This is a genomic window from Natronosalvus halobius, from assembly GCF_024138145.1.
GTDB lineage: Archaea > Halobacteriota > Halobacteria > Halobacteriales > Natrialbaceae > Natronosalvus > Natronosalvus halobius.
In genome coordinates this window covers 1,973,590-1,998,169 of the sequence record NZ_CP099997.1, presented here as the reverse complement: position 1 = coordinate 1,998,169, position 24,580 = coordinate 1,973,590, and the positions used below count along the sequence as shown (strand labels likewise).

General features: G+C 65.1%; 23 protein-coding genes and 1 tRNA gene. 9 read left to right on the top strand and 15 right to left on the bottom strand.

Annotation, left to right across the window (positions count from 1 at the left end):
* Positions 1 to 363 precede the first annotated feature (363 nt).
* On the top strand, positions 364 to 1,719 hold the full coding sequence (locus tag NGM15_RS09845; protein WP_253438012.1) for a TIGR00341 family protein: 1,356 nt from the start codon (positions 364 to 366) through the stop codon (positions 1,717 to 1,719).
* Positions 1,720 to 1,826: 107 nt separating this feature from the next.
* Complete coding sequence (locus tag NGM15_RS09840) at positions 1,827 to 2,222, top strand: DUF5518 domain-containing protein (RefSeq protein ID WP_253430198.1); 396 nt, start codon at positions 1,827 to 1,829, stop codon at positions 2,220 to 2,222.
* 19 nt (positions 2,223 to 2,241) lie between these two features.
* On the opposite strand, the gene NGM15_RS09835 is transcribed toward NGM15_RS09840, so the two are convergent.
* The 3 genes from NGM15_RS09835 to NGM15_RS09825 form a co-directional block, all read right to left on the bottom strand.
* Positions 2,242 to 2,913, bottom strand: a complete 672-nt coding sequence (locus tag NGM15_RS09835) for a DUF2238 domain-containing protein (RefSeq protein ID WP_253430196.1) — start codon at positions 2,911 to 2,913, stop codon at positions 2,242 to 2,244.
* 110 nt (positions 2,914 to 3,023) lie between these two features.
* On the bottom strand, positions 3,024 to 3,674 hold the full coding sequence (locus NGM15_RS09830; RefSeq protein ID WP_253430194.1) for a metal-dependent hydrolase: 651 nt from the start codon (positions 3,672 to 3,674) through the stop codon (positions 3,024 to 3,026).
* Between the two features lie 249 nt (positions 3,675 to 3,923).
* Complete coding sequence (locus NGM15_RS09825; RefSeq protein WP_253430192.1) at positions 3,924 to 4,943, bottom strand: aldo/keto reductase; 1,020 nt, start codon at positions 4,941 to 4,943, stop codon at positions 3,924 to 3,926.
* A 94-nt stretch (positions 4,944 to 5,037) separates the two neighbouring features.
* On the opposite strand from NGM15_RS09825, the gene NGM15_RS09820 reads away from it, so the two are divergent.
* The 4 genes from NGM15_RS09820 to NGM15_RS09810 all read left to right on the top strand — a co-directional run bounded on the left by NGM15_RS09820 (position 5,038) and on the right by NGM15_RS09810 (position 8,371).
* Complete coding sequence (locus NGM15_RS09820) at positions 5,038 to 6,363, top strand: nickel pincer cofactor-dependent isomerase, group 22 (RefSeq protein WP_253430190.1); 1,326 nt, start codon at positions 5,038 to 5,040, stop codon at positions 6,361 to 6,363.
* Between the two features lie 215 nt (positions 6,364 to 6,578).
* The gene (locus NGM15_RS18710) at positions 6,579 to 6,704 is read left to right on the top strand and encodes a hypothetical protein (protein ID WP_256498840.1); all 126 of its coding nucleotides are present in this window, start codon (positions 6,579 to 6,581) and stop codon (positions 6,702 to 6,704) included.
* Positions 6,688 to 7,893 (top strand): RNA-guided endonuclease TnpB family protein, encoded by a 1,206-nt coding sequence (locus tag NGM15_RS09815; RefSeq protein ID WP_253430186.1) that lies wholly within the window; start codon positions 6,688 to 6,690, stop codon positions 7,891 to 7,893. The genes NGM15_RS18710 and NGM15_RS09815 overlap by 17 nt, the downstream gene beginning before the upstream one ends.
* Before the next feature lie 208 nt (positions 7,894 to 8,101).
* A complete protein-coding gene (locus NGM15_RS09810; RefSeq protein ID WP_425494478.1) occupies positions 8,102 to 8,371 on the top strand; it encodes a cupin domain-containing protein in 270 nt (89 codons plus the stop codon).
* 99 nt (positions 8,372 to 8,470) lie between these two features.
* On the opposite strand, the gene NGM15_RS09805 is transcribed toward NGM15_RS09810, so the two are convergent.
* The 3 genes from NGM15_RS09805 to NGM15_RS09795 form a co-directional block, all read right to left on the bottom strand.
* On the bottom strand, positions 8,471 to 12,730 hold the full coding sequence (locus NGM15_RS09805; protein WP_253430181.1) for a DUF7282 domain-containing protein: 4,260 nt from the start codon (positions 12,728 to 12,730) through the stop codon (positions 8,471 to 8,473).
* A 564-nt stretch (positions 12,731 to 13,294) separates the two neighbouring features.
* A tRNA-Ile gene (locus tag NGM15_RS09800) sits at positions 13,295 to 13,368 on the bottom strand.
* A gap of 67 nt (positions 13,369 to 13,435) precedes the next feature.
* Positions 13,436 to 14,092: an FxsA family protein gene (locus NGM15_RS09795; protein ID WP_253430178.1), complete on the bottom strand. Its 657-nt coding sequence runs from the start codon at positions 14,090 to 14,092 to the stop codon at positions 13,436 to 13,438.
* A gap of 202 nt (positions 14,093 to 14,294) precedes the next feature.
* Here NGM15_RS09795 and NGM15_RS09790 point away from each other — a divergent pair, with 202 nt between their 5' ends.
* The gene (locus NGM15_RS09790) at positions 14,295 to 14,801 is read left to right on the top strand and encodes a halocyanin domain-containing protein (RefSeq protein ID WP_253430175.1); all 507 of its coding nucleotides are present in this window, start codon (positions 14,295 to 14,297) and stop codon (positions 14,799 to 14,801) included.
* A 55-nt stretch (positions 14,802 to 14,856) separates the two neighbouring features.
* On the opposite strand, the gene NGM15_RS09785 is transcribed toward NGM15_RS09790, so the two are convergent.
* The 6 genes from NGM15_RS09785 to NGM15_RS09760 form a co-directional block, all read right to left on the bottom strand.
* Positions 14,857 to 15,966, bottom strand: coding sequence for a geranylgeranyl reductase family protein (locus tag NGM15_RS09785; protein ID WP_253430172.1), 1,110 nt, complete (start codon positions 15,964 to 15,966; stop codon positions 14,857 to 14,859).
* Between the two features lie 74 nt (positions 15,967 to 16,040).
* Complete coding sequence (locus NGM15_RS09780) at positions 16,041 to 16,664, bottom strand: GTP-dependent dephospho-CoA kinase family protein (protein WP_253430169.1); 624 nt, start codon at positions 16,662 to 16,664, stop codon at positions 16,041 to 16,043.
* A gap of 70 nt (positions 16,665 to 16,734) precedes the next feature.
* The gene (gene spt4 / locus NGM15_RS09775) at positions 16,735 to 16,932 is read right to left on the bottom strand and encodes a transcription elongation factor subunit Spt4 (protein ID WP_253430166.1); all 198 of its coding nucleotides are present in this window, start codon (positions 16,930 to 16,932) and stop codon (positions 16,735 to 16,737) included.
* Positions 16,933 to 16,934: 2 nt separating this feature from the next.
* Complete coding sequence (locus NGM15_RS09770) at positions 16,935 to 17,507, bottom strand: DNA-directed RNA polymerase (protein WP_253430163.1); 573 nt, start codon at positions 17,505 to 17,507, stop codon at positions 16,935 to 16,937.
* Positions 17,508 to 17,894 (bottom strand): type II toxin-antitoxin system VapC family toxin, encoded by a 387-nt coding sequence (locus tag NGM15_RS09765; protein WP_253430160.1) that lies wholly within the window; start codon positions 17,892 to 17,894, stop codon positions 17,508 to 17,510.
* A 9-nt stretch (positions 17,895 to 17,903) separates the two neighbouring features.
* Positions 17,904 to 19,136 carry a translation initiation factor IF-2 subunit gamma gene (locus tag NGM15_RS09760; protein WP_253430157.1) on the bottom strand — a complete coding sequence of 411 codons (1,233 nt, stop codon included), beginning with the start codon at positions 19,134 to 19,136 and terminating at the stop codon, positions 17,904 to 17,906.
* A gap of 434 nt (positions 19,137 to 19,570) precedes the next feature.
* Between NGM15_RS09760 and NGM15_RS09755 the strand changes: the two genes are divergently transcribed.
* Positions 19,571 to 20,476, top strand: a complete 906-nt coding sequence (locus NGM15_RS09755) for a winged helix-turn-helix domain-containing protein (RefSeq protein WP_253430154.1) — start codon at positions 19,571 to 19,573, stop codon at positions 20,474 to 20,476.
* Between the two features lie 62 nt (positions 20,477 to 20,538).
* On the opposite strand, the gene serS is transcribed toward NGM15_RS09755, so the two are convergent.
* Both serS and NGM15_RS09745 read right to left on the bottom strand, forming a co-directional pair.
* Positions 20,539 to 21,918, bottom strand: coding sequence for a serine--tRNA ligase (gene serS, locus NGM15_RS09750; protein ID WP_253430151.1), 1,380 nt, complete (start codon positions 21,916 to 21,918; stop codon positions 20,539 to 20,541).
* Positions 21,919 to 22,207: 289 nt separating this feature from the next.
* Complete coding sequence (locus tag NGM15_RS09745; protein WP_253430148.1) at positions 22,208 to 22,447, bottom strand: hypothetical protein; 240 nt, start codon at positions 22,445 to 22,447, stop codon at positions 22,208 to 22,210.
* Positions 22,448 to 22,815: 368 nt separating this feature from the next.
* Here NGM15_RS09745 and NGM15_RS09740 point away from each other — a divergent pair, with 368 nt between their 5' ends.
* Complete coding sequence (locus tag NGM15_RS09740) at positions 22,816 to 24,024, top strand: potassium channel family protein (RefSeq protein ID WP_253430145.1); 1,209 nt, start codon at positions 22,816 to 22,818, stop codon at positions 24,022 to 24,024.
* A gap of 15 nt (positions 24,025 to 24,039) precedes the next feature.
* On the opposite strand, the gene NGM15_RS09735 is transcribed toward NGM15_RS09740, so the two are convergent.
* On the bottom strand, positions 24,040 to 24,573 hold the full coding sequence (locus tag NGM15_RS09735) for a GNAT family N-acetyltransferase (protein WP_253430142.1): 534 nt from the start codon (positions 24,571 to 24,573) through the stop codon (positions 24,040 to 24,042).
* Positions 24,574 to 24,580: the final 7 nt, after the last annotated feature.

Genomic DNA, 24,580 nt, shown 5'->3' with positions numbered 1-24,580 from the left:
CGCGAGCCGTTCGCGTGGTTCGAATCCTGTCTCGCCCGTCAACGGCCTCGCGTCGCTCGGCACGTTGACGAACCCCGTCTCGTCCGTTATCACCTCCGCAGGACTCAATACGATGACGGATCCCGAGACGCCACGTCTTCGTCTCGCTCCGTCGATCACTCGTGGCCTTGCCGAACGTCGAAAACCCACAGGTGTGCTCGATCCAGTCTCGCCAGGTCTTGAGCATCTCGAGGTGCACCCCGAAAGTCGCGATTTTCGCTTCGTCATCCCTCGAATCGGTCTAACTCGCTGCCTACCCGGCGGCTGTTCTTCTCGTCTCGACCCCGGGTGGCCTATATGTCACTGTCCGTGGTCGAAGTCTCCATGCGGTACCTCGAAATCGCTATTCCGGAGGGCCGTCGCCAGGCCGTACTCGACATCCTGGAGGACGAGGGAATCGACTACGTCGTCGGCGACGAAACGAGCGGGCGAGGGTACGCGGCCGTCGTCCGGTTTCCGCTTCCGACGCGAGCCGTCGAACCGCTTCTCGACCGATTGACTCGGGCTGGCGTAGACAACGAGGCGCGCGTCGTCGTGATCAACGCCGAGACCGTCATCTCACGGAGTTTCGACGCCCTGCTGGACCAGTACAGCCACGGCGGCACGAAAGGAGAGCGAACATCGAGACAGGTGCTCCGAACCAGGGCCGACGAACTCACGCCGTCGTTTTCGATCTACGTGGTGATGTTGCTCATCAGTGCCGTCGTCGCGACCGCCGGCCTCCTGGCGGACTCGCCGGCAGTCGTCGTCGGATCGATGGTCATCGCGCCGCTAATCGGCCCCGCGCTGGCTGCGAACGTCGGCATCGTCACCGGCGATAGCGAACTCACGTCGACGGGGTTTCGTTACCAGGTCGTCGGCGTCGCTATCGTCGTCGCCGCGTCAGTCGGCCTCGCGACGCTCGCTCGGTTCGCCGGTCTCGAGCCCGCGGGCGTCGACATCGTCGTGGTCGCCGAACTGCAAGAGCGGGTGTCCCCGAACCTGCTCTCGCTCGCCGTCGCGCTGGGGGCCGGCGTTGCCGGCATCCTGAGTCTCACGCGGGGCTTTTCGGAGGCCATCGTCGGCGTGATGATTGCCGCCGCGCTCATCCCGCCAGCGGCCGCGGTCGGGATCACTGTCGCCTGGGGAATGTACGGCGCGGCACTCGGTGCCGCCGTGCTCGTGACCGTCAACGTGCTCTCGATCAATCTTGCCGCGCTGACCACGCTGTGGATCGCCGGCTACCGTCCGCAGGGACTGTTCGAGGTGTCGCCAACTCGACGACCAACCTACACGTACGCGGCGGTTTTTGGGGTCGCGTTGCTCGTGCTGGCCGCCCCTCTCGTTAGCGTTACTCTGGTCGACTTTCACACGACGGAACTGCGCTCGAGCGCGACCGACGAGGTTGACGCCGCACTCGAACAACCGCGATTCGACGGTCTCGAGGCCGAGTCGGTCGAGGTGACGCTCGACGACGACTATCCCGTCCGGTCGGTCGACCAGGTCGTCGTCACCGTCTCTGGAGACGACCCCGGCCAGTTACCGGCGCTGACCGAGCGGATCCAGGAGGGGATCACAGCGCACACGGGCGAGTCGGTCGTCGTCGAGGTCCGGTTCGTCGTCTCCGAGCAGCGAGGTGGGACGTCCAACGACCAGACCGACGTGTTCTCGAGGGTGGACGGACGACTTTCGACACCATGACCGTCGTTCTGACGGGAGAGGAGGGGTGAGGTAGCTGGTACGTCTCCGGCCGATTACGGCCACTCACACGCCAACGCTTTTAACCGCAGGTTCGGTACGTCTCTGGTATGACTGCCGACACGTCCTCGAGAAGACCGGCCGACACGCCCGATACCGGCGGTTCGAGCACCCTGATCAACGCGCTGATCGGTGCGGCAGCCGGAATTATTCTGACGTTCATCCCGCTCTCGACGCTCCTCGGTGGCGCGGTTGCGGGGTACCTCGAGGACGGCGAGCCGACCGAGGGGATGAAAGTGGGGGCCATCGCGGGACTCATCATGCTGATCCCGTTCGTGTTTATGGGTTTGTTTTTCGTCCTGTTCTTCCTCGGGTTCGGCGCCAGAGGCGCGCCTATCGCGTTCGGTCTGATGGGGTTTTTCGTGCTCACGTTCGGCGCGCTGTACACCGTCGGCCTGAGCGCAGTCGGTGGCTACCTCGGCGTCTACCTCAAGGACGAGTTGTAGTCCGATGACGCGCGCCTAATCACGACTCTCCGCTTCGGGCATCGAGGCCGAGAACGACGAGCGCGACGGCGAACACTAGCACGCTGGCTCCTATTACCGTCACGCCCCGTGACTCGAGCGACTGGTCGGCGACCGGAACGAACAGCCGCAGGTCGAAGAGCACGACCAGCAGCGCCCCGAGCACGTCGAAGACGAGGTCGAACGCCGTGTCGCGCCAGCCGTAGTGGACGAGGACGGGTTCGACGTCGTACCGGATCCCGACCCGACGTGCGATGATCTCGAGCAGTTCCCACAACACGCCGACGACGAACGTGACACAGATGGTCAGGAGCCCGATTTGCCACCACCCGAGCGCAGGGGTCAGAACCAGGAACCCGGCGTAGACCAGCGCCGCAACGAGGGCGGCGGACACCAGGTGAGTGAGGTGATCCCACCACCAGACCGAATCGTACGGACCCAGCATCCCGACGGCGTGCAAGAACCCCGCGATGGCAATCCAGAGGGGTAGGTCCGTTCCGAACGCGATGGATGCGCCGAAGCGGGCTTCCGCGACGTACTCGACGGCTGCCGGAAGCAGCGTGACGGCGAACGACACGAGCGCGTTCGTGGCAGCGGCGGCGTCTCGGCGACGAAGCGCCTCCAGTAAGATGGCGAGAATCCCGACCTGGAACGAAACGAGTGCAACTGTCATCCATCCAGTCATCGCAAACGCCTTGCTGATGACTGATGCCGAGTTGATATGATTCTTTGGTCGTTATTACTATATATTCTATAGTAAAATCGTCGCTCGCGTACTCGAGTCTATCGAGACTGCGTCGAACCGCGTTCGGCGCTGGCTTCCAGATAACGGGCCGGGACGTACGCCAGGACGCGATTCGAGGCGTTCGGGACCACGAGGTCACCGAGCAGTCGACTGGCGACTGCGGGCAGCATCCGTCGAACGGCCGTGTACGTGACCGCGATACCCAGGAACGCGATCACGAGCCACTCGAGCGCGCCCTCAAGGGCGACCACGAGCGGCACGGCGAGGACGACTGACAGTGCTAGGTCCTCCGGCGCCCCATCGTAGCGTACCCAGCGCAGGGGAGCGATCCATCGGCGGTTGTGGTGGTCGTAAACCGCACGGTTCGATGTCGCCTCCCAGGGGCGAAGCTCCAGTCCGCCGCCGAAGACGTCGCCGACGCTGTGGAGGGCGGCGCCGACCAGGAACCACGTGGCGACGACCACGGGGAGGGTTGGCCGTAAGAGGGCGATTGGGACGACGAGCGTGGCGACCCCCGAGTAGTACACCGGGTAGTGCAGCGTCTTCCGGTGACCGGCGTACAGATCCAGGTCCGGAACGATCCCGCCGAGAAATCCGGCGAGCAGGGCCACAGGGCCGAATTCGGGGAACGCAAGTGCGTACGGGAGGGCAATCACCATTCCCGCGAACGCGTGGGTCGGCAGCATCATTTTGTCGTTTATGAGGGGACACGACAGTATGAATCCGTCGCCCGCCTCGAGTTCGTATCCACGTTCGTGTCAGTGTCCGCGTTCGTGTCTGCGTCCACGCTCACGTTCGTCTTTGGGTCGCTCTTCCTGGCACCGTTCGCTGCCTTCGCGGACCCTCGGTCGCCGACCTCTCCGGTAAAGTCGAACGATCCACAGTGAGGAACGAAGAATCGGTACTCGAACTCGAGTCGGCGAGCGTCCCCGGGCTCCTTACAGTCCCTCGTAGGGGCCCGCCTTCGCGGTCGTCAACCGATCCATCTGCTCGTCGGAGAGGTTGACCGTCGCGGCCGCGAGATTCTCCTCAAGTTGCTCGACCGTCCGGGCGCCGACGATGGGTGCACTGACCCCCTCTCGGTGGGAGAGCCACGCCAGCGCGACCTGGGCCGGCGACGCGTCGACCTCTTCGGCGACCGCGTCGAGTTCGTCGTGCAGGTCGAAGTTCTCCTCGGTGAGGTAATTCTCCCTGAACCGACTCGACTCAGCGGACTTCGAGTCCTCCGGGACGTCCTCCTCTCGGGAGTACTTCCCGGTCAGGAACCCCTGCCCGAGCGGGCTCCACGGACAGATCGCGAGGTCGCGTTGGCGGGCGAATTCGAGGTAGTCGCCCTCGATCTCTCGGTCGACGAGGTTGTATCGCGGCTGGAGGATGGTGAAAGGCTCCCAGCCGTGGGCATCGGCGATGGCGTTCGCGCGAGCCACTTTCCAGGCGTTCGGTCGCATGGTCGACGCGCCGAGGTAGTGGACTTTCCCGTCCTGGACGAGCCCGTTCAGTGTCTTCATCAGTTCGCGGGTTGAGGTCGCGTCGTCCCAACGGTGGATGTAGAGGACGTCGACGTAGTCGGTGTCGAGACGATTCAGGAGGGCGTCGATGCGATTCCTGACGGTCTTCCGGTTCGTCCCCTTGCTGTTCGGGTCGCCGTCGCGGATCTGCCAGTAGATCTTCGAGGCAATGGTGTAGCGCTCGCGGTCGCGGTCACCGTCGGCGAGCCAGTCGCCGATCCAGCGCTCGCTGTCGCCGCCGCCGTAGACGTCGGCCGTGTCGATGTACCGACCGCCGGCCTCGGCGTAGGCGTCGAGCAATTCGTGGGCGCGTTCCTCGGTGATCTCGAGGTTCCCCTCCTCCGTGGTCCGGCCGAAGCGCCAGGTCCCGAACTGGAGTTCGCTGGTCTGGATGCCGGTTCGACCGAGCGAAACGAACTCGAGGTCGACGTCGTCGAACGAGTCAGTCATGCACCGACCGTTCGCGGCCAGGAGAAAAAAGCCCTGAGGAAGCGGCGATCATCTCGCCCACACGTTTTTGACGGTCACCGCCGTCTACGCGCCCATGATCGACGAACTCGCGATTGGCGAGTCGACCGTCCAGGACGCCTGCGGAGACGTCGCGCTCCCGCGAATGGGCGTCATCGAACAGCGGTGGGAGACCGACCCGGTCCCGCCCGAAGACGTGTCGGCCGAGGCAGCCGAGGCGGTGGCGGCCCTCGAGTTCGCGGACGTCCCCGCGGGTGGCGACGTGGCCGTCGGCGTCGGCAGCCGCGGCATCGACAACCTCCCCGAGATCGTTCGCGGCGTCGTCGACGCGCTCGAGGACCGGGGGTACGAGCCCTTCGTCGTCCCCGCGATGGGGAGCCACGGCGGGGCGACCGCCTCCGGACAGCGCGACAAACTCGAGACTCTCGGCGTCACCGAGGCATCGATTGGCTGTGCGATCCGGGCGACCATGGACGTCGTCCAGGTCGGCGAGACGCCGGATCGCGGAGTGCCGGTGTACGCGGACGCGTACGCGGTCGAGGCGGACGCCATCGTGCCGATAAACCGGATCAAGCCCCACACCGGCTTCAGCGGCGACGTCGAGAGCGGCCTCTCGAAGATGCTCGTCATCGGGATGGGGAAACAGCGCGGCGCGAAACTCGCCCACGACTGGGCGGTCGAGTGGAGCCTCAGCAATATGATTCCCGAGATCGCCGACCAGTTGCTGCGGACGCTGCCGGTCGCCGGCGGCGTTGCAGTCGTCGAGGACCAGCACGACGACACCACACTCGTTGAGGGCGTCCCACCGGAGGGATTTCTGACTCGAGAGGCCGACCTCCTCGACGTCGCCCGCGAGCGCATGCCGACGCTGCCGTTCGACGACCTGGACGTCCTCGTCATCGATCGGCTCGGCAAGGACGTCAGCGGCCAGGGGATGGATCCCAACGTCACGGGTCGACGCCACTTCACGATCAACGAACCTGAACCGGACTCGCCCGAGATCAAGCGCGTCTTCGCTCGTACTCTCACCCCGAAGACGAAGGGGAACGCGATGGGAATGGGCCAGGCGGACGTCGCCCATCGCGACGTGCTCGCTGAACTCGACTGGTCGAAATCCCTCATCAACGCCATCACCGCGAGCACGGTGCGCGGGGTCCGTCTCCCGCCGGTGGTCGAGACCGACCGCGCGGGACTCGTGGCCGCCCTCGGTACCATCGGCCCCGTTCCAGGTGAAGACGCTCGCGTTCTCAGAGTGACGGACACGATGCGCCTGAAGCGGTGTTACGCCTCGAGTCCACTCGTCGAAGTTGCGCGGGAACGCGATGATCTCCAAATAATTTCGGAACCGGCGCCACTCGAGTTCGACGACGACGGGCAGTTCGTCGCTCCGTCCCCAGAATAACGCTTGTCGGCGGTCACGTTCCGCTTCGCGTGGTTTCTTAGGCGACGAGTGCGAGGATTCTCCTATCTTTGAACAGCGAGAGAATCCCGCCGTCCACGGCGGGCGTGAATCGCGCCACTTGACTACGCAACCCACCGTCTACAGCAGTCTGAATGCCAAACAGAAGTTATTAGCACCAAGAAAACGTTCAAAGAGTTGTGCGAACTGAAATCGATATGGAGCGAGGGGGCGACCTCCACGAGCGGGTGAAAGAGTACGCCCGCGACAATGGCATCCGACATCCTCGCGCCTACGCCGAACTAATCGAGAAAGGGTTAGACGCCAGTGACGACGATAACTAAGACGCTTCAAGCGACGTTCGCCCCACCGACCGCGCACAAGCAGTCGAAACTGAACGACCTGCTCGAAACCTACCGTGACGGTCTGCAAGAAGCGTTCGACGCCGGGGCGAGTACCATGTCGGCGGTGAGTGACATCGTGACGCCCTACGACCTGCCGTATCAGGCCAAAGCCGCCCTCTGCAACTACGTCCCGAAACTCCACAAGACGTACAACGCGAAAGAATTGGACGACGAACACCCGATACGCCTCACGAACCAAGCCGCGACGTTCGACCGCTCCGAAGAACGTCGCTACGAATTCACGTGGTGGGTTCCCCGTCCCGGTCGGGGAACGAACTTTTGGATTCCGCTCCGCATCAATCCCGAACAGGAGGACCTCTGGCACGCCCTCGTAACGGAGGACGCGAAAGCGGGCGAGATACGGCTTCAGAAGCACCGGAAGAACTGGGTACTGCATGTCACCGTCGAGTACCTGGTCGAAGAACCAGCAACGGACGGTGACACCACGCACATCGGCTTAGACATCGGAGAGACTGCCCTCATCACGGGCTGTGCCCTCAAGGACGGTTCTCCGACTGACCCGTTCGTGTGTAGCGGAAGCAGAGCGAAGCATCTCCGCAAAGAGATGCACACCACCCTGAAACGACTCCAAGAGCGTGACGCATCCGAGTGGCGTACCGACGACCGCTTCTCGCACTACCAGAACGCATTCACCGACATCGTGGAGAAAGCGTCTCGGCAGGCTGTCCAGTACACCAAACAGTTCGAGAATCCGGTGTTGGTGATGGAGGACTTGACGTACATCCGTGAGCGTCTCGACTACGGGAAGTACATGAACCGTCGGCTTCACTCGTGGGCGTTCGCCCGACTCCAAGGGCGCATCGAGGACAAGGCGACGGAAGCAGGCATCCCGGTCGAGTACGTGAACCCGGCGTACACCTCGAAGACGTGCCACTCGTGCCACCGTATCGGTCGGCGGGACTCCCAGGCTGAGTTCCGGTGTCCGCACGACGACTGCCACGTTTCGACGTTTCAGGCCGACATCAACGCTTCCGCGAATATCGCACGGCGGGTTGACCCGTGGGGAGAGAGCGTCCCGCTTGACAAGGCGGAGCGCGATGACTCGCCTCGGGATGGGAGCGGTTGTGACACCGCCACGACTCACTGTGAGCAGAGCATACCAGCGTAGATGACGCTCACGGCCTGCGAAGAGTCGAAACCCTCTGCCAGCGTTCACGAGACTAAAAGTCTCGTGCAGCCCGCCAGAACCGAAAGTTCTGGAGACGGCGACTGACTGGTATTCCCCATGCGTGGGAAGCCTCGCCGTCAACGGCGAGGAGGATGTCACGGGGTACGACGCAACCTCGTACGAGGATGTCGAACCGCGCGCGCCGGGTATGTCCTTCCTTCGGGACGCGCTCGACTGCGAGACGCACGGGCTAACCGTCATCGAAGCCGACGAGGGCTGGGACGGCCTGGAACACGACCACGAAGACGACGGCCAGGAGGAAGTGTACCTGTTGATCGAGGGCGAGGCGACCATCCAAATCGACGGCGACCAGGTCGACCTCGCGTCCGGTGACGCCGTTCGCGTCGACCCGGAGACGACGCGCGAACTGCGGTTTACGGCGGACGACTCGCTGATGGTCGTTACGGGCGCACCGTAAGCGGACGCGACGGTCGCTGTTTCTGCACAACCCGGTAAAATCACGAGAGCGATCGAGTTTTGACGCCCTTCGAGCGCTACGACCGGTTGCCTCGGGCGGCTACGAATCCACTCGATCGACCGAGATCAGATAGCTCGGTACGTACGCGGACGCCGAGACTGCCGGATCCGTCCCAGCCGTCGGTCCCGCTCGAGCGTCCTGCTGGTCGCCTCCATCCGAAGACTCGATCACCTCGACAGTCGTCGACGTCCGGTCATCGGCCGTGCGAACCCCGATCTCGAGGTCGCCCACGTCGCCCGGGCCGGTCTCGACGGTGACGACGAGCGTCGCCGTTTCGTCGGGAGAGAGCGAGACGAAATCGGTAGCGGCGTCGAAGCCGTCGATGTCGAACACCACTTCGGCTTCACCGGGAGCCGCACCGACGTTCGTCACCTCCGCGGCGACCTCGATGGACTCGCCTGCCTCGACGGTTTCGGGTGCGTCGAGGGCCGTCACCTCGAACGCCGGTTCGCCGGCCTCCTCGACGGTGACGGTCACCGAATCGCTTCCCTCCTCGGGCGCAGCCACGTCTGGGTCGTCGACGCGAACTGTCACCTCGAGTTCGCCGACGGCGTCGGTCGGCGGGTCGACGGCCACCGTGAGCGTCGTCGTCTCGCCGGGTGAAAGCGTGACGGACTCTTCGACGACCGCCTCCTGCGCACCGACGCCGATCACCACGGGCGCCTCGCCGGGACCGGCGCCGCGGTTCTCCACCTCGACGGCGAGTTCGATCGGCTGGTCGGGCTCGACGGTTTCCGGCGCGTCGACGATGGAGACGGCGAACTCGGCCGAGAGGGTGAGTTCGGCCTCGTCGGCGACGGGGTCGCCGTCCGCGTCGAGGTACGGGCCGTCGTGGACGCCGATTTCGTCGACGCTCTCGAACGTAAACTGGCCGTCGTCGGTCAGATCGCGGTGGACGATCGCGACGAGCGTTCGGTCCTCGTCGATCGATTCCGCGAGGTCGACGGTGACGTTCTCGTGCTCGCCGGGCTCGAGGTACTCGGAGACGCCGAGGACGGCCTCGTCCTCGATCGGCGCTCCTGCTTCGTAGAGGGCGACGAAGCCGCCTTCCGAGAGCGAAACGGTGTCGACGGTCGCGCTCGTCCCGTCGGTCTCCTGGTCGCCGAACGCGACGTCGGCGGTCGGGCGCTCGCCGAAGCCGAGTTCCTGACAGTCCTCGACGGTCGCGGGGTGCGGATTCTCGACGACGTTCTCGTCGTCGGCTTCGGAGAGGGACGCGAACTCGACGTAGTGGGTGAACTCGCTAAAGGGGTACAGATCGGCCGTCGAGAGGACGGTCCCGTCTTCGATCGGGCCGTCGACCGTCTCCGCGAGCACTTCCTCCTCGAGTTCCGTCTCGTTACCCGCCAGGGGCCCCTCCAGGTACGAGACGCGTAGCGAGAGGCGATCGATTTCGGCCGCGTCCCGGACCTCGAGCGCGGTACAATTGAGGAACGCCACCGGAGCCTCGACGGCGTACTCGATCGTCTGACCCGTCAGTTCCGAATCGTCGTCGTCGGCTCTGACGGCGACCTCGACGTCGCTGGTCTCCTCGAGGGGTGGATCGAGTTCGAGCGTCAGGTTCTCGACGACCTCGTCCGCGTCGAACGATTCGCTTTGCACCACCTCATCGTCGTAACGAGCATCGACGAAGAAGTCGACAGTCGCGGTGGCGTTTTCGACGGCGAGGGTCCCCCCGTCGCCGGTCTGGTCCGTCACCTCGAGATCGGCCGTCGGCTCGACCGGTTCCGCATCGACGGCGTACTCGATCGCTTCGACGGCCAGGTCCTCGTCGTCTTCGGTCGTTACGACGGCGATCTCGACCTCTGCATCCGCCTCGAGGGGCGGATCGAGTTCGAGCGTCAGGTTCTCGACGACCTCGTCGGCATCGATAGCGTCGGTTCGTACCACCTCGCCGTCGTAGCGCGCTTCGACTGCGAACTCCTCGTCCGCGGTCGCCCGATCGACGGACAGCGTCTCGCCGTCGCCGGCCTGGTCCGAAACGTTCAGGCTCGCCGTCGCCTCCGCCGGTTCGTCGGCGCCGGCGGCGTCGACGTCGTACTCGAGCTCCGCCGACTCGAGTCCCTCACCGTCCTCGACGGCACGGATCGTCACCTCGAGGTCGGTAGCCTCCTCGAGCGGCGGGTCCAGATCGAGCGTCAGATTGGCGGCGGTCTCGTTCGCCCCGAATCCCTCGCTCTGGACGACCCGGTCGCCGTCGCTCGCCTCGACGTAGAATTCGACGTTCGCCGTCGCGCGCTCGACGGTCACCGTTTCACCCTCCCCGGTCTGGTCGGCGACCTCGAGGTCGGCGGTGCGTTCCTCGGCGACCGTCGCCTCGAGCGATGCCACCACCGGTTCGCCACCCTGCCGGACGTACGGCGGATCCGCCCCGTCGTCGGTGTCGATGCGATCGAACACCTGGTCGTCGTCGCCGTCGCGATACGGGACGACGAAGAGCGAGTGCTCGCCGGCCTCGAGCGCGTCGACTTCGTACTCGGCACCGGGAACGTCTTCGAACAGGGGAACGGTCACCGATTCGTGTTCGCCGGGCTCGAGGTACTCGGAGACGCCGATCACGCTGTCGGCGCGTTCGCCTTCCAGCCACCTCCCGTCGTGGACGGCGACGAATCCGCCCTCCGAGAGCGTCACGTCGTCGATCGTGACCGTCTCCCCGTCGATCGTCTGACCGACGGTGCTCACCGTCGCCTCCCCCTCCGAAGGCTCTTCTTCGGCGGTTCTATCGACCGCGCTCGCCTCCGCACGCTCGCGGATGTCGACCTCGCGGTCGAGGTCATCATCGACCGTCTGCTGGGTCGTGTCCGCGGCGGTACGTTCGCTGATCCGCTGAACTTGCTCGACGGTGACTCGCTGGTCCTGAACCGTCTCCGAGACCGACTGGCACGTTACTTCGGCCACCTTCTGTATCTGGAGGATCGTCACGCGCTGTTCCTGGGCGACCGACAGGACGCCTTTCGCCGCGCCGCGGGCGATCGTCTGTACCTGCTGTACGCGCACCGTCTGCGTCTGTTCGACGGCACCTTTTCCGGCGCCCATCGACGCGGCCTGGATCTGCGTGACGGTGACGGCCTGGTACTGGATCGCGGATTCGACGGCGCCCATCGCGGCGCCGCGAGCGGCGTACTGGACCTGCGTCACGTGAATTTCCTGTTTCTGGACAATCGTTCCCTTCGCTGCGCCGATCGCCGCCGCCTGGATCTGTTCGACCGTCGCCTCCTGGCTCTGGTAGATCGCGCCCGTCGCGGCGCCGGTCGCCGCCGCCTGGATCTGCGTGATCTCTACCCTCTGGATTTGCGTAACCGACAGCACGCCCTTCGCGGCGCCGCGTGCGGCGACCTGCGTCTGCTCGACGGTGACCCGTTGCTTCTGGACGAGTGCGCCTTTCGCGGCGCCCATCGCAGCCGTCTGAATCTGCTTGATCGACACGTGCTGTCGCTGCTCGACCCTGACGTGCTGTTCCTGGTGCCCGTCGACGACCCCCGCTGCCGCCCCTGCTGCCGCGTGTTGAATTTGCTCGACGGTTATCTCCTGGCGCTGGACGACGTGCTGTCGAGAGGGGTGCTTCTGCTTCTTCGCGGCCTCGAGCGCCCCGTGGGCCGCACCCTGGGCGGCCTCCTGGATCACGCCGACGTGACCGACTCCCTTCTCGCCGGCCTCTCGTGCGGCGCCTGCGGCGGCCCCGCGAGCCGCGTACTGGATCTGCTCGACCGTCACCGCCTGGTACTGGTCCAGCGCACCGTGAGCGCCGCCCCACGCCGCGTTCTGCATCTGCGTGACGTTGGCCGATTGGTGCTGGCTCAGCGCGCCGTCCGCGCTGCCGGTCACGGCCGACTGCAACTGCGTAACGTTGACCGCCTGGTGCTGAAGCAACGCGCCGTGAACCGCACCCGTGGCGGCGTGCTGAACTTGCTCGACGGTCGCCTCCTGATGTTGTTCGACGGCATCGACGGCGGCGGACGTCGCGGCCTCTCGTTGCTCCTGGGTGACGTTTACGCCCTGTGCCTGGGCGAGTTCGATCCCTCGGTCGGCACCCTCCTCGGCCGCCTCTCGCTTCGACTGGGCAGTCGCTTCGTCCTGTCGTGCGCTCGAGTGCGTCTCGTCGAACTCGACGAGTTCGACACCGTCCTCCGAAACGTCGCTTGTTCCGTCGATTGCATCGCCACCAGCGGAGGATTCGGGTTGCGTCTCGCCGTCTCCTGAACCAGCGAGCGGAGCGCTCCCGAGCGTCAATCCGGAAGCGCCGACGACCAACCCGCTCACGATCACGGCGACGAGAAACGCGAACAGAAGTCGCTTCATCGCTCGAAACGACCCCCGTGCCGTGAATCGAACGTTGCCTCGTTAGACGGTGAAGCGAGATTTGTGGGGCTTTCATGTGATACCGTGCACCAGGCGCAGAGGTTCGGAATCATCTTCCTATCCAGACCGCTGTGCGATAAAAACGGGGTTCATTGTTCCCCCACGGCTCGAGCCGGTAACCGTGCGTTCCGTTACACCAGCGCCTCGAGGAGTCGACTGCGACCGCTCCAGCCCGTTCGGCGGGGTCGAGAAGGGAGGGTGAAATTCTTCGACCACCGCCACGAACTCTGAAACTTCTCCTCGAGTAATGCCCAGTTGCGAACGACGGAAACCACTCGCTGGGTTATAACCCGGTCGCTGATGCCTAAGAAAGACCCCCGCGGCAGCCCGTACTCTCGGCTCACGAAATTGGTCGCTGAGAAGAGTGGGCCACCTCGGATTTGAACCATCTCGAGACGTTCCGGGTCGCTCGTTTCGCTCGCTTCCCGGGCTTGCGACTCACGTCATTCAAATTCGAGCAGGATCCAGTACTCTCCGTTCGAGAATTTGATCGCTACAAAAATATGGGCCAACTCGGATTTGAACCGAGAGCCTCCACCTTATCAGAGTGGCGCTCAACCTGATTGAGCTATTGGCCCGCGTCGCATCTGTGAGTTGCGCGGAGGGACGTTTAAACGTTTCTTTCTCTGTGGGCCGTGAGAACCGCTAGCGAGCGGAGGGGTCGTCGCGGTCGCCCCGGTCATCTCCCTCGTCGTCGAACCCCACGTGGCGACCGCTCGAGCTGGTATCGACCGAGTAGTCGTCCTCGTCGAGGTCGACCGTCGTGGCGTCGTCGCTGCGAGTTTCAGTTCCGGTTCCGGTTCCGGTTCCAGCTCCAGTCCCGACTCCCGCGTCCGCCCCAGAACCGCTGGACCACGAGATGCCAGTCGACCCCTCTCCGGGGAACCCGCCTGTCCAGGTGACGCCGCTGGCGAACCCGTCGCTCTTCTTGTCGAGGTAGGGGACGATGACGAACCGCTTGAGCGCGGCGCGAATCGGCACCCGCGTGAGCGGAATCACGAACAGAAAGCCGATCAGGTCAGTCACCAGCCCCGGGGTGAGCAAGAACGCGCCGGCGGCGATCAACAGAGCGCCGTCCAGGAGCTGGTTGGTCGGTGGTTTTCCCTCTGCGAGCGATCGCTGGGTCTTTCGGAGCGTTCTGCGGCCTTCGGCACGTACGAGCAACATGCCGACCAGGCCGGTGAGGACGACGAGGGCGACCATTCCGATCCAGCCGATGTACGTCGTCTGGCTCACGACGACGGCGAGCAACACGGCGTCGAGAAACGGAATGAGCAATAGTGCGAGGATCCACCGAAGCATTACTCGAGATAGCCACTCGAGGGTGAAAACCCTTTACTCTCGGTCAGTCCGTTTTGCTCTTCGTTCGAGTCTCTCGGTCGATTAGCCGTCGACAGAATGCTCTACATATATGCTACGAACATGTTCGACGAAATTCCCGCCGACTGGTAATGACCGAGCAACTGACCCTTTACCCGGACATACACTCTGATAGCGACGAACAATGACTTCACACACCAGCAGTCGACGGACGTTCTTGCAGGTATCGGGCGGAACACTAGCGCTGGCCCTCGTGGCCGGTTGTGTCGAGGAAGACGAAGGGAGTAGCGGCAACGGTAATGGAAATGGTAACGGCGACGGTGGCAGCGGCAACGGGAACGGCAGCGCCGAGTACGACTTCGACGGCTACCTCGACGACGCCAACAACTACGACGGCGTCGAGGACCACACCGGTGAGTCCGAGGTCGCCGTCGACGTCGGCGCCGGCTCGGACGGCTTCGCGTACGAACCTGCGGCCATCGTCGTCGACTCGGGAACGACCGTCGTCTGGGAGTGGACCGGCGCCGGTGGCAGCCACGACGTAATCGCCGAGGACGGAAGCTTCGAGAGCGAGATGTACGGCGACGAAGGCGAGACCTTCGAACACACTTTCGACGAGACGGGAACCTTCACCTACTACTGCTCGCCCCACATCAGCATGGGCATGAAAGGCGCCGTCGTCGTCGAGTAAGGTCTCGTTTTCATCCGCGCCCTCCTCTTTACCTGACGCCGACGGTCGGCGTGCGTTACCGACTTCCGGAGAGCATCGCCTTCAGGTGCTCGAGGCTGGCGACCGACGTCGGTCGATCCATGTGAACACCGATTTCTCCGGCCGTCGCCGCCAGGCCGAGACGCTGAACTGGTTCGGGGAGCGAGTACGCCCGCCTGAGCCAGTGGCCGAGTTCGATCTCGCGCTCGAGGTCGTTCCGCCAGGCGTGCTCGTAGGCGGCGAGACTCGCCGGACGGTTGGGATCGATCCGGTCGGCGGCGTGATCCGCACAGGTCATCCCGTAGAGGATGCCGCCGCCGGTGAAGGGCTTGGTCTGGGCCGCCGCGTCGCCGACGAGAAAGCCCCGACGGCTCGTAACTCGATCAGGCGGACCGATGGGAATCAGCCCCGAGCAGCGGTGTGAGACCTCGATGTCGTAGCCGTCGATCAGCTCCTCGAAGTGGCGGTTGACGTGGACGCCTGGCGGCGCGGCCAGGCCGTACTCGACGCCGGCGTCGGCGCGCGGAATGCGCCACGCGAAGAATTTCGGCGCCGTGAGGTGAACGTCGACGAAATCGCCGGGGTCGTCCTCCGCGGAGAAGGCGAGCACGCCGTGGAGCAACTCGTCGGGTTCGGGAAGCGAGAGCGCCTCCCGAACTCGCGAGCGGGGACCGTCACAGCCAGCGACCATCTTCGCCTCGAAGGTGTCGGTTCCGTCGGGGCCTTTAACTGTCAGTTCGACGGACCCCTCGCGCTCGTCGACGGCCGTCACGGTGTGCCCGTCTCGAACGTCGGCCCCGGCCTCGCGAGCGAGCTCGGCGAGGTGGCGGTCGAGACCGACCCGATCGATCACGTTCGAGACGACCTCGCGCTTGTAGAACTGGTAGCTGTCGCGTCCGCCATCGTGGTCGACTACGTGGGGGCCCCCGACGTGAAATCGGGCGCCGTACACCTCGTTCTGGAGGAGGTCCTCGCGTGCGCCTGCGCCAGCGAACGACCAGACGTCGGTGCTAACGTGACCGGAACACGCGAGTGGCTCGCCGATTCGGCCCTGCTCGAAGGCGACGACGTCGTAGCCCAATTCGGCGGCGCGCCGGGCAAAGCGCGCCCCAGCCGGGCCGACGCCGACGACGGCGAAGTCGTACATACCCGGGCAGTACTCAGCCGACGGTAAATAGCTTCACGAAGCCCGTCTCGTGGCGAGAACCGCCGCCGTCTTTCTCACGCCTCGAGCAGCGCCAGCGCTCGCTCGACGTCACCGTCGAATCGTTCGAGCAGGTCTCGCGCGCTCTCTCGCGTCTCCGCGTCGACGGTGACGTGAACCATCCCCACGTCGGGCTGGCCGTAGACGACGCTCGCGCCCTCGGGCGCTGCGAGGAGGGCCGGGAGGACGGCCAGGTCCTCCTCGCCATCGACCACGATGGTCACCGGGTCAGGTCGCTCGAGGCCCTCGACCAGCGCCTCGAGCAGCGGTCGGGTCAGCACGGCGGGCGGGTTCGTGACCTCGAGGGTGGTGCGGTCGTCCTCGCCGCGTTCGTCGCTGACGACGCGTTCGACCTCCGCATCGACGGCCTCCCGCTTGGTGTAGCCGTCGATCAGGGCGACGTCCGGCGTGCGCCCAGCCTCCAGGAGGTGGTAGGTCACGACGTCGCCGACGGCGATCAATGGTCCGTCGACACCCTCGAGCAGGATCCCGGCGTCGGTCTCGACCGGCCCCATCGGGTCCTTGAGTTCGTGGCGAAGCGATTCAGGAAGCGAGAGCAGGGGCTGGTCGTCATCGTTATCGTTATCGTCATCGTCGTCAGAACCGGCGTCTCCGTCCGCGCTCGTGTCGTCTCGAGTCACGGCTGGGGAGTCACGCTCACGCCCATGCTCACGGTCATGATCATGATCATGATCACGCTCACGAGATCGACTACCGAACCTTGAGGGCGTACGAGCCCGGTTCGGTGACCTGCATCTCCGTCGCAATCTCGCTCTGTTCGGGGTGGGCGATGACGACGTAGCCGGCCCAGTCTTCGGTGAGCGAGGAGGAGGCACAGGACTCACAGGTGGTGGCGTCGGCCGGATTGACGAGGTGGCACTCGCGACAGACGAGGCGGTTCGACGCCACGACTATTCACCCGCCGTTACTTCTTCGCGTTGCTCGAATTCTTCGGTCAGCCAGCCGTGTTTGCCCAGACCGGGCTGTTTGGCCGTGAGACCGATCTTCGAGTCGCGCGGGTTGCGTTCGTCGATGCTCTTCGTCACGATGCGCGCCCGGACGGCGTCGTCGACGCCGATGGCTCGGTCGGACTCGCTCGAGGCGAGACGCTGGTTCTCCCGATCGAACGCGAGGTACTCGTCGGAGATCTGGGAGACGTGGAGCAGTCCGTCCACGGGGCCGATGCCGACGAAGGCACCGAACTCGACGACTTCGACGATCGTCCCGTCGACGACCTCCTGCATCTGCGGGTCGAAGGTGACCGCGTCGAACTCCGCCTCGTAGTAGACGCCGGGGCGGTTGGGCAGGACCGTCCCTTCACCGATGTCGTGGACCTCGGTAATTGAGACGACGCTGCCGACCTCCTCGTCCATGCGTCCTTCGAGTTTGTCCTGGAGCAGTTGCTTCACGAGCCCCGGCGAGACGTCGCCGAGGGCTTCCGGGGGCACTTCTACTGTATCCTTTAGTTTGACCCGTTTGTACATCTATGGTTGAGTGGTTGCTAACTTGTTTCTCCCGCGTAATGCAATTACCGGTATCCCCGCCTCGAGGATCCGGTCGCGAAGCGCGAGGTCGTTCGTGACGACGTAGTCGGCAACGCCCTCGCGGGCGAGTTCGACCAGCGCGTCGTCGGCGTACGATTCCTCGGTGTCGACCACGAGACAGCGCTCGGTCGCGAGATCGTGGCCGACCGTCGCCGCGGTGCCCTCCTCGCCGCCCCGCTCGGACAGTCGTCGGAGTTCTTCGAGGACCGGCTGGGGCGTCGTCGGTTCGTACGACCCAACGACTCGGTCGAGTTCGTCGAACAGGCGCACGTCGAGTTCGACCGGCATCATGAGCGCGCTCGTATCGAGGACTACCGTCGTGGTCATCTCTCCGGACTATTCTTGGAGCGTGCCGAGGCCGATCAGGCGCCACCGGGCGCCGATCCGGCGATTGATGGCGATCTTCGCGCCGGGTTCGGCACAGACGGGGCGCTGGAGGTTGACCTCGCACTCGCCCTCTCGGGCGCTGGTGACGGCGCCGACGGTCGTCGAGGTGCCGACGGTCATCATCAGCGGTTCGCCCGTGCTGATCGGGTCGATGGTCTCGCTCCCCTCGGCGCCGACGACGCGCTCAAGCAGGTCGACGCTCATGGTGAACTGCTCCCAGGTCGGCGGGAGCGACCCCGGTGGGCCGGCGATGCGGCCCGCAAGGGCGTCGCCCTTCGTCAGCGATGGGTCCAGTCCGGTGCCGACGCCGAGCAGGCCGCCCGGCGTCGCCGTGTCGACGGACTGTCCTGCCGCCTGCAGCGAGCGGACCGTCGTCTCGATCGGAACGTACTCGGACTGGCCGCCCTCTTCGACCTGTCGACCGGGACGAACCTCGAGTTCGCCGCCGACCTCGAGTTCTCCGGCGACCAGGCTGCCGCCGAGGACGCCCCCAGTGATGTTCTCGTGGGTCGTCCCGGGTTTGTTGATGTCGAAGCTCCGGGCGACGTGCATCCGGGGGTCGACGTCGGGGTCGCGCTCGGGCGTTGGAATCTCCTCCTCGATGGCGCCGATGAGGTAGTCGATGTTGACCTCCTGACCGGCGGAGAGGGGGACGATTGGAGCGTCCTCCGCGACCGTGCCCTCGACGAACTCCTTGATCTGCTGGTAGTTGTCGCGGGCGGTTTCGGCGTCGACTAGGTCGACCTTGTTCTGAGCGATGACGATGTTCTCGATGCCGATGATGTCGAGCGCCATCAGGTGCTCCTCGGTCTGGGGCTGTGGCACGGGCTCAGAAGCCGAGACGACGAGCACGGCACCGTCCATCAGCGAGGCGCCCGACAGCATCGTCGCCATCAGGGTCTCGTGCCCCGGGGCGTCGACGAACGACACGGTCCGGACGGGCTCGCTTTCGGAGCCGTCCGGACACTCCTCTTCGACGGTGAAACACTCGGGTTCATCGACCCCGGGACAGCGACGGAACGTCGCGTCCGCGTAGCCCAGCCTGATGGAGATACCGCGTTTCATCTCCTCTGAGTGCTGGTCAGTCCACGAGCCGCTCAGGGCCTGCACCAGCGTCGTCTTGCCGTGATCGACGTGGCCGACGAGTCCGATGTTCACCTCCGGTTGTCCATTTCCTGCCATAAGACGGTAAGTAATTCTACTAGGGCTTCCGCCCTGCGATTGATAAACCTACTGTTCTGCAGGTGCGTGCGCCAGGCCCTGCCAGCCTCGCCCGCTCGAGCGATGGCGGTTGCGCGACTCGCTACCTCGACACCGCTCGAGCGGTTTGCGTTTCGGTCGGTTGCTCGAGAGAGGCGCAATCGGGTGCGACGGGTGCGACGGGTGCGACGGGTGCGATGGGTGCGACGGGTGCGATGGTGCGATGGGTGCAGCGAGAGCGGCAGGAGTGGCGGGCGCGAGAGACGCGGTGAGCGTGGCGGAAGCGACGGGAACGGCGAGCACGGCAGGCGCAGCAGATTTGGCGAGAGCGACGGACACAGCGGCGAGAAACCTCTGATTCCTTACAAAAACACAATTCAGCGAACGCTTTAGTCGTTCCTGGTCGATCATCCGATATGAGCAAACCCGAGGTCTCGAGCGACTCCACGATCCTCGAGTGCACGGACTGTCTCGGACCGGCTGAGGCCTTCGCCCTCATCGGCAACGAGACGCGCCTCTCGATCCTCGAGGCGCTGTGGGCCGCCGACGAACGCCCGGTGTCATTCTCCAACCTCCGCCGGGCCGTCGACATGCGGGACTCGGCGCAGTTCAACTACCACCTCCAGAAGCTCTCGGGCCAGTTCGTGGTCCAGCGTGACGGCGGCTACGACTTCAAACACGCCGGCGAGAAGGTCGTCAGATCCGTGATCGCCGGCACGTTCAACGAACACCCCGACCTCGACCCCTTCCCCGTACAGGGGGGTTGCGTCACCTGCGGCGGCCCGCTCCAGGGCGTCTACGATGACGAACGACTGGCCATCGAGTGCGCCGACTGCGGTCAACGCCACGGCGAGTACTCCTTCCCGCCGGGCGGCCTCGCCGACCGGACCCACGAGGAAGTCGCCGAGGCGTTCGACAACCGAGTGCGCCACCTGCACTGTCTGGCCGCCGACGGCGTCTGTCCGGAGTGCAGCGGCCGTATGGAAACGCACGTCGTCGAGGAGGGATCGTGCTGTCTCGGCGTCGACGTCCGCGTCGACCACGAGTGTGTCCAGTGCGGGCACACCCTCTGTTCGGCGGCCGGCCTTCGCCTGCTCGACCACTCTGCCGTCGTGACCTTCCACCGCGAACGCGGGATCAACCTCGACGAGCGCCCCTACTGGACGCTCCCGTGGTGCGTCAGCGACGAGTTCACCCGCGTCGTGGCTCGCGACCCGTATCGACTCGAGGTCCGGATGCCCGCCGGCGAGGACGTGATGACCGTCCGGCTGGACGACGACCTGGACGTGCTCGAAACGAGCGTCGACTCGCGGTCCTGTTGAAAACGAACGAACGCCTTCTCGCGGCCGAACGACCACCCGGTTTCTCGTGGCCGAATGCCCGCCTACTCCCGCTCGCCCGCGCCCAGCGCGCTCTCGCCCACTTTCTCGTGGCCCTCGATGATCTCCTGGCCACCCATGTACGGCCGGAGCGCCTCCGGGACGGTGACGGTCCCGTCCTCGTTCTGGTAGTACTCGATGATCGCCACCATTACGCGCGGCAGCGCCAGCCCCGAGGCGTTGAGCGTATGGAGATATTCGGCCGACTCGTGACGCTCGGGGCGGTACCGCAGGCCCGCTCGACGGGCCTGGAAGTCCTCGAAGTTCGACGCGCTCGAGACCTCGAGCCAGCGTCCGCCCTCCTCGGGCCCGTCGTCCATGTCGTCGCCGGGCGCCCAGACCTCGATGTCGTAGGTCTTCGCGCTCGCGAACGTCAGGTCGCCGGTGCAGAGTTCGAGGATGCGGTAGGGAAGTCCCAGTCGCTCGAGCACCGCCTCAGCCTCGCCCACGAGGTCCTCGAGGCGGTCGTCACTCGTTTCGGGTTCGACGAAGTTGACCAGCTCGACCTTGTTGAACTGGTGAACGCGAACGATCCCGCGGGTCTCGGTGCCGTGCTCGCCGGCTTCCCGCCGGAAGTTCGGCGTGACCGCCTGATGTTTCAATGGGAGGTCGTCCCTCAGAAGGATCTCGTCGGCGTACATGTTGGTGACGGGGACCTCAGCGGTCGGGCAGAGCCAGAGGTCCTCGTCCTCGTAGGGGTCCTCGTTGCTGCCGCCGAGTCGGTAGGCGTCGTCGACGAACTTGGGGAACTGGCCCGTCCCTCGCATCGATTCGCTCGAGACCGGGACCGGCGGCAGGAGGTCGACGTACCCCTGCTCGCGGTGGACCTCGAGCATGAACTGGATCAGCGCGTGCTCGAGGCGGGCGCCGTCGCCCTTGAGGAAGTAAAAGCCGGCGCCGGTGGTCTTCGCTGCTCGGGCTTCGTCGATGACGTCCAGATCCTCACCGAGGTCGTAGTGGGGCGTCACGTCTTCGGGCAGGTCGCGGAGGTCGTCGAACCCCCACCGGCGGCGCTCGACGTTCTCGTCCTCGTCCGCGCCGACGGGGACGCTCTCGTCGGGAATCTGCGGTAACTCGAGAATGCGTTCCTCGAGGTCGGCCTCGAGTTCGGTCGCCCGGTTCTCGACCTCCTCGATCTCGGCCTTGAGCGACTGCGAGCGCTCGATGGCTTCCTCAGCCTCTTCGTCCTCGCCGGCCTGTTTCAGTTCGCCGATCTTCGAACTCACCTCGTTTCGCTGGTGGCGAAGGTCGTCGCCGCGGGCTTTCAGGTCGCGCCACTCCTCGTCGGCCTCCAGGATCGCCTCGAGGTCGACGTCGGTCCCTCGGTTCTCGAGGGCCGTGCGGACCGCCTCGGGGTCCTCGCGCAGGATCGTCCGGTCGAGCATTGGGCGTCGATTCCCGTCCCCCGGCAAAAACCGTGTCGGATGTGTGTGACGGTGAGACAGTCCCCTTCCCGTCTCTCGTCTACGTGCGAGCCGACTACGAGCCTTCCACTGTTTTAAATTTTAGTTACCTCTAACCATCGGCCGCCTCGAGGAGCATACGGAGCACAGTCCGTTTCGCGTTCGAGACTCTCTGGGTGGTATTGTCCGGGTGGCGTAGTCTTTCGAAAAAACTGACGGTCACGACGTCACTCGAGGGCCGTTCCCCGCGAGTCTTGGGTTGGCGATCCGGTCACCTGACCAGGCCGGCGAGCCAGAGGAGGACTCCGGCCCCGACCATTATCATGCCGACCGTCGAGGTGATGGGTTCCGGGAAGAGAACGAGGACGACCCCGGCGGCGACGAGCAGGGTGCCGAGACCGTACTTTGCCCGCGCCCGGCTCAGCCAACTGCCCGACTCGTCGTCGACCGTCTCCGATTCCTCGCTCCGGCGACCGAACCAGCTCCCTCGCTGGTTCTGCCCTGGCCGCATGGAATTCCACTTCCTCCAGCCGGATCGGCCGCTCGATTCCTCCGGTGGCTCCTCCGCCGATCGCCGCCGTACTCGATCGAGCCAGGATCCCGATTCGTCTTCGGATCGTACGGACGTTTGTCTTCCTCTCATGTACTATACTCGTGCATCGTGACCGAATAGCGACTCGCTTTCCAGTGCCAGCCATTGAAAGTCACCCCGATAGATAGGACACGAACGAGCGGCGGGTGACGTTCGGATCGGTCCGCTCTGTTCGTCGCGAGTCGTCGAAATCGAACAGTCGGACGCTCGAGCCATCGGACGCCTCTCGGCCGATACGCGACCACGGCCGGGAAACGCTTTTTTCCACGCGGTGGGTGTGTTCGGGTATGGACCCGCTCGCGGACGAGGCGCCGTCGACGCCCATCGAGTACGAGCCGATCAGCGTCAAGGACGTGTTGATCGAGATGAAAGACACGGCCGAACTGCTGATCGACCTCGCGTACTCCGCCGTGCTCCACCGCAACGAGGACCTGGCACGCGAAGTCCTGCGCCTCGAGTCTCGAATGGACCTCCTCGAAATGCGCGGGCGGATGAGCCTCATGATGGCGGCCCGAAACCCGGACGACGCCGAACAGCTCGCGCCGGTGCTGGGCATCGTCGCCGCCGCAGACCAGATCAGCGACGCCGCCGGGGACATCGCGAAGGTCGTCCTGGAGGACATCGGTCTCCCGGAGGCGATGCGGGCGGCGCTCCCGGAGGCCGTCGAGACGCTCGTCCGCGAGGTCGTCGCCGACGAGTCGGGATACGCCGGGCGGACCCTCCAGGACATCAACATGGAGTCCGAGACGGGCGTCCGGGTCATCGCGCTCCGGCGTGGCGACGAGTGGATCCTCAACCCCGGCCCGCAGACGACCGTCGAAGCTGCGGACGTAGCGTTCATGCGCGGGCCCGACGCCGGAATCGAGGAGGTCTGTGAGGCAATGACCGGCTCACCCCACGAGCCCCCAGTCGCTGCGACTCCCGACCTGGCGGATCTCGAGCGGGCTGTCGACGCAATCGTTCACATGAAGAACCTCTCGGAACTGGCCGTCGATCTGGCTTACAGCAGCGTCCTCTTCGACAGTGACGGCCTGGCCGAGGAAGTCCAGAACCTCGAGGTGGAGGTCGACGCGCTCGAGTCACGCTTCGAAGCGTGGGCGCTGCGGGCGGCCGCCGACGCTTCGGATCCGGTGCGATTGCGCGGGTTGATCCACCTGAGCAAGGCGACGGAGATCATCAGCGACGCCGCCGTCGACATCACGGAGGGCGTCTTTCGCGAGATCGACGTCCACCCGGTCGTGCAGATGGCCGTCGAGGAGAGCGACGAGATCATCACCCGCCTCGAGGTCGAGCCGGGGAGCCAGCTCGACGGCCAGTCGATCGTCGACGGAATGCCCGACACCGAGTCGACCATGTCGATCATCGCCATCCGCCGGCCCGAGGACGGCTGGTTGCTGGTCGGGGACGCCGACGCGAGCCTCCAGGCGGGCGACGTGTTGATCGCGAAAGGGACCAGGACGTCGGCGTCGGCGTTCGAGGACCTGGCTCGAGCCTGATTCGTTTTCCCGGCCTTACTGGCGTTCACCCCACTCATCCGCCAGCAATCCATACCGAAGGAGGTCCACGTACTCGCCCTCGACGAACGCCTCCCGGCGAAACTCGCCTTCCTTCTGGAACCCCGCCTTCTCGAGCACGCGCGCCGAGGCCCCGTTCGTCGCGTAGACGCTCGCGTACACCTTGTTGAGCCGTCGTTCGGTGAACGCGTACCCGCAGAGCGCCTCGACCGCGTCGGTGGCGTAGCCGTTGCCCCACTCGGCCGGCGCGACCATGTACGCGATTTCGGCACAACCCCAGACGTCGTTCGGGGGCTCGAGGGTGACGATGCCGACGGCCTCGTCGTCGACGCAGATCAGGAGTTTGACGGCGTCGTCCTCGCCGATCGATTCGATCCACTCGCGCTCCTGGTGGCCGGCGATGGGACGGTGAGCGAACAGGCTCGTCCGGACGGCCGGGTCGTTGATCAGTTCCTGCAAGAATTCAGCGTCTTCTAGTTCGACGGTTTGGAGTTCGACCCGCTCTCCCTCGAGGAATACGGCTCCGGGCATACGCTTC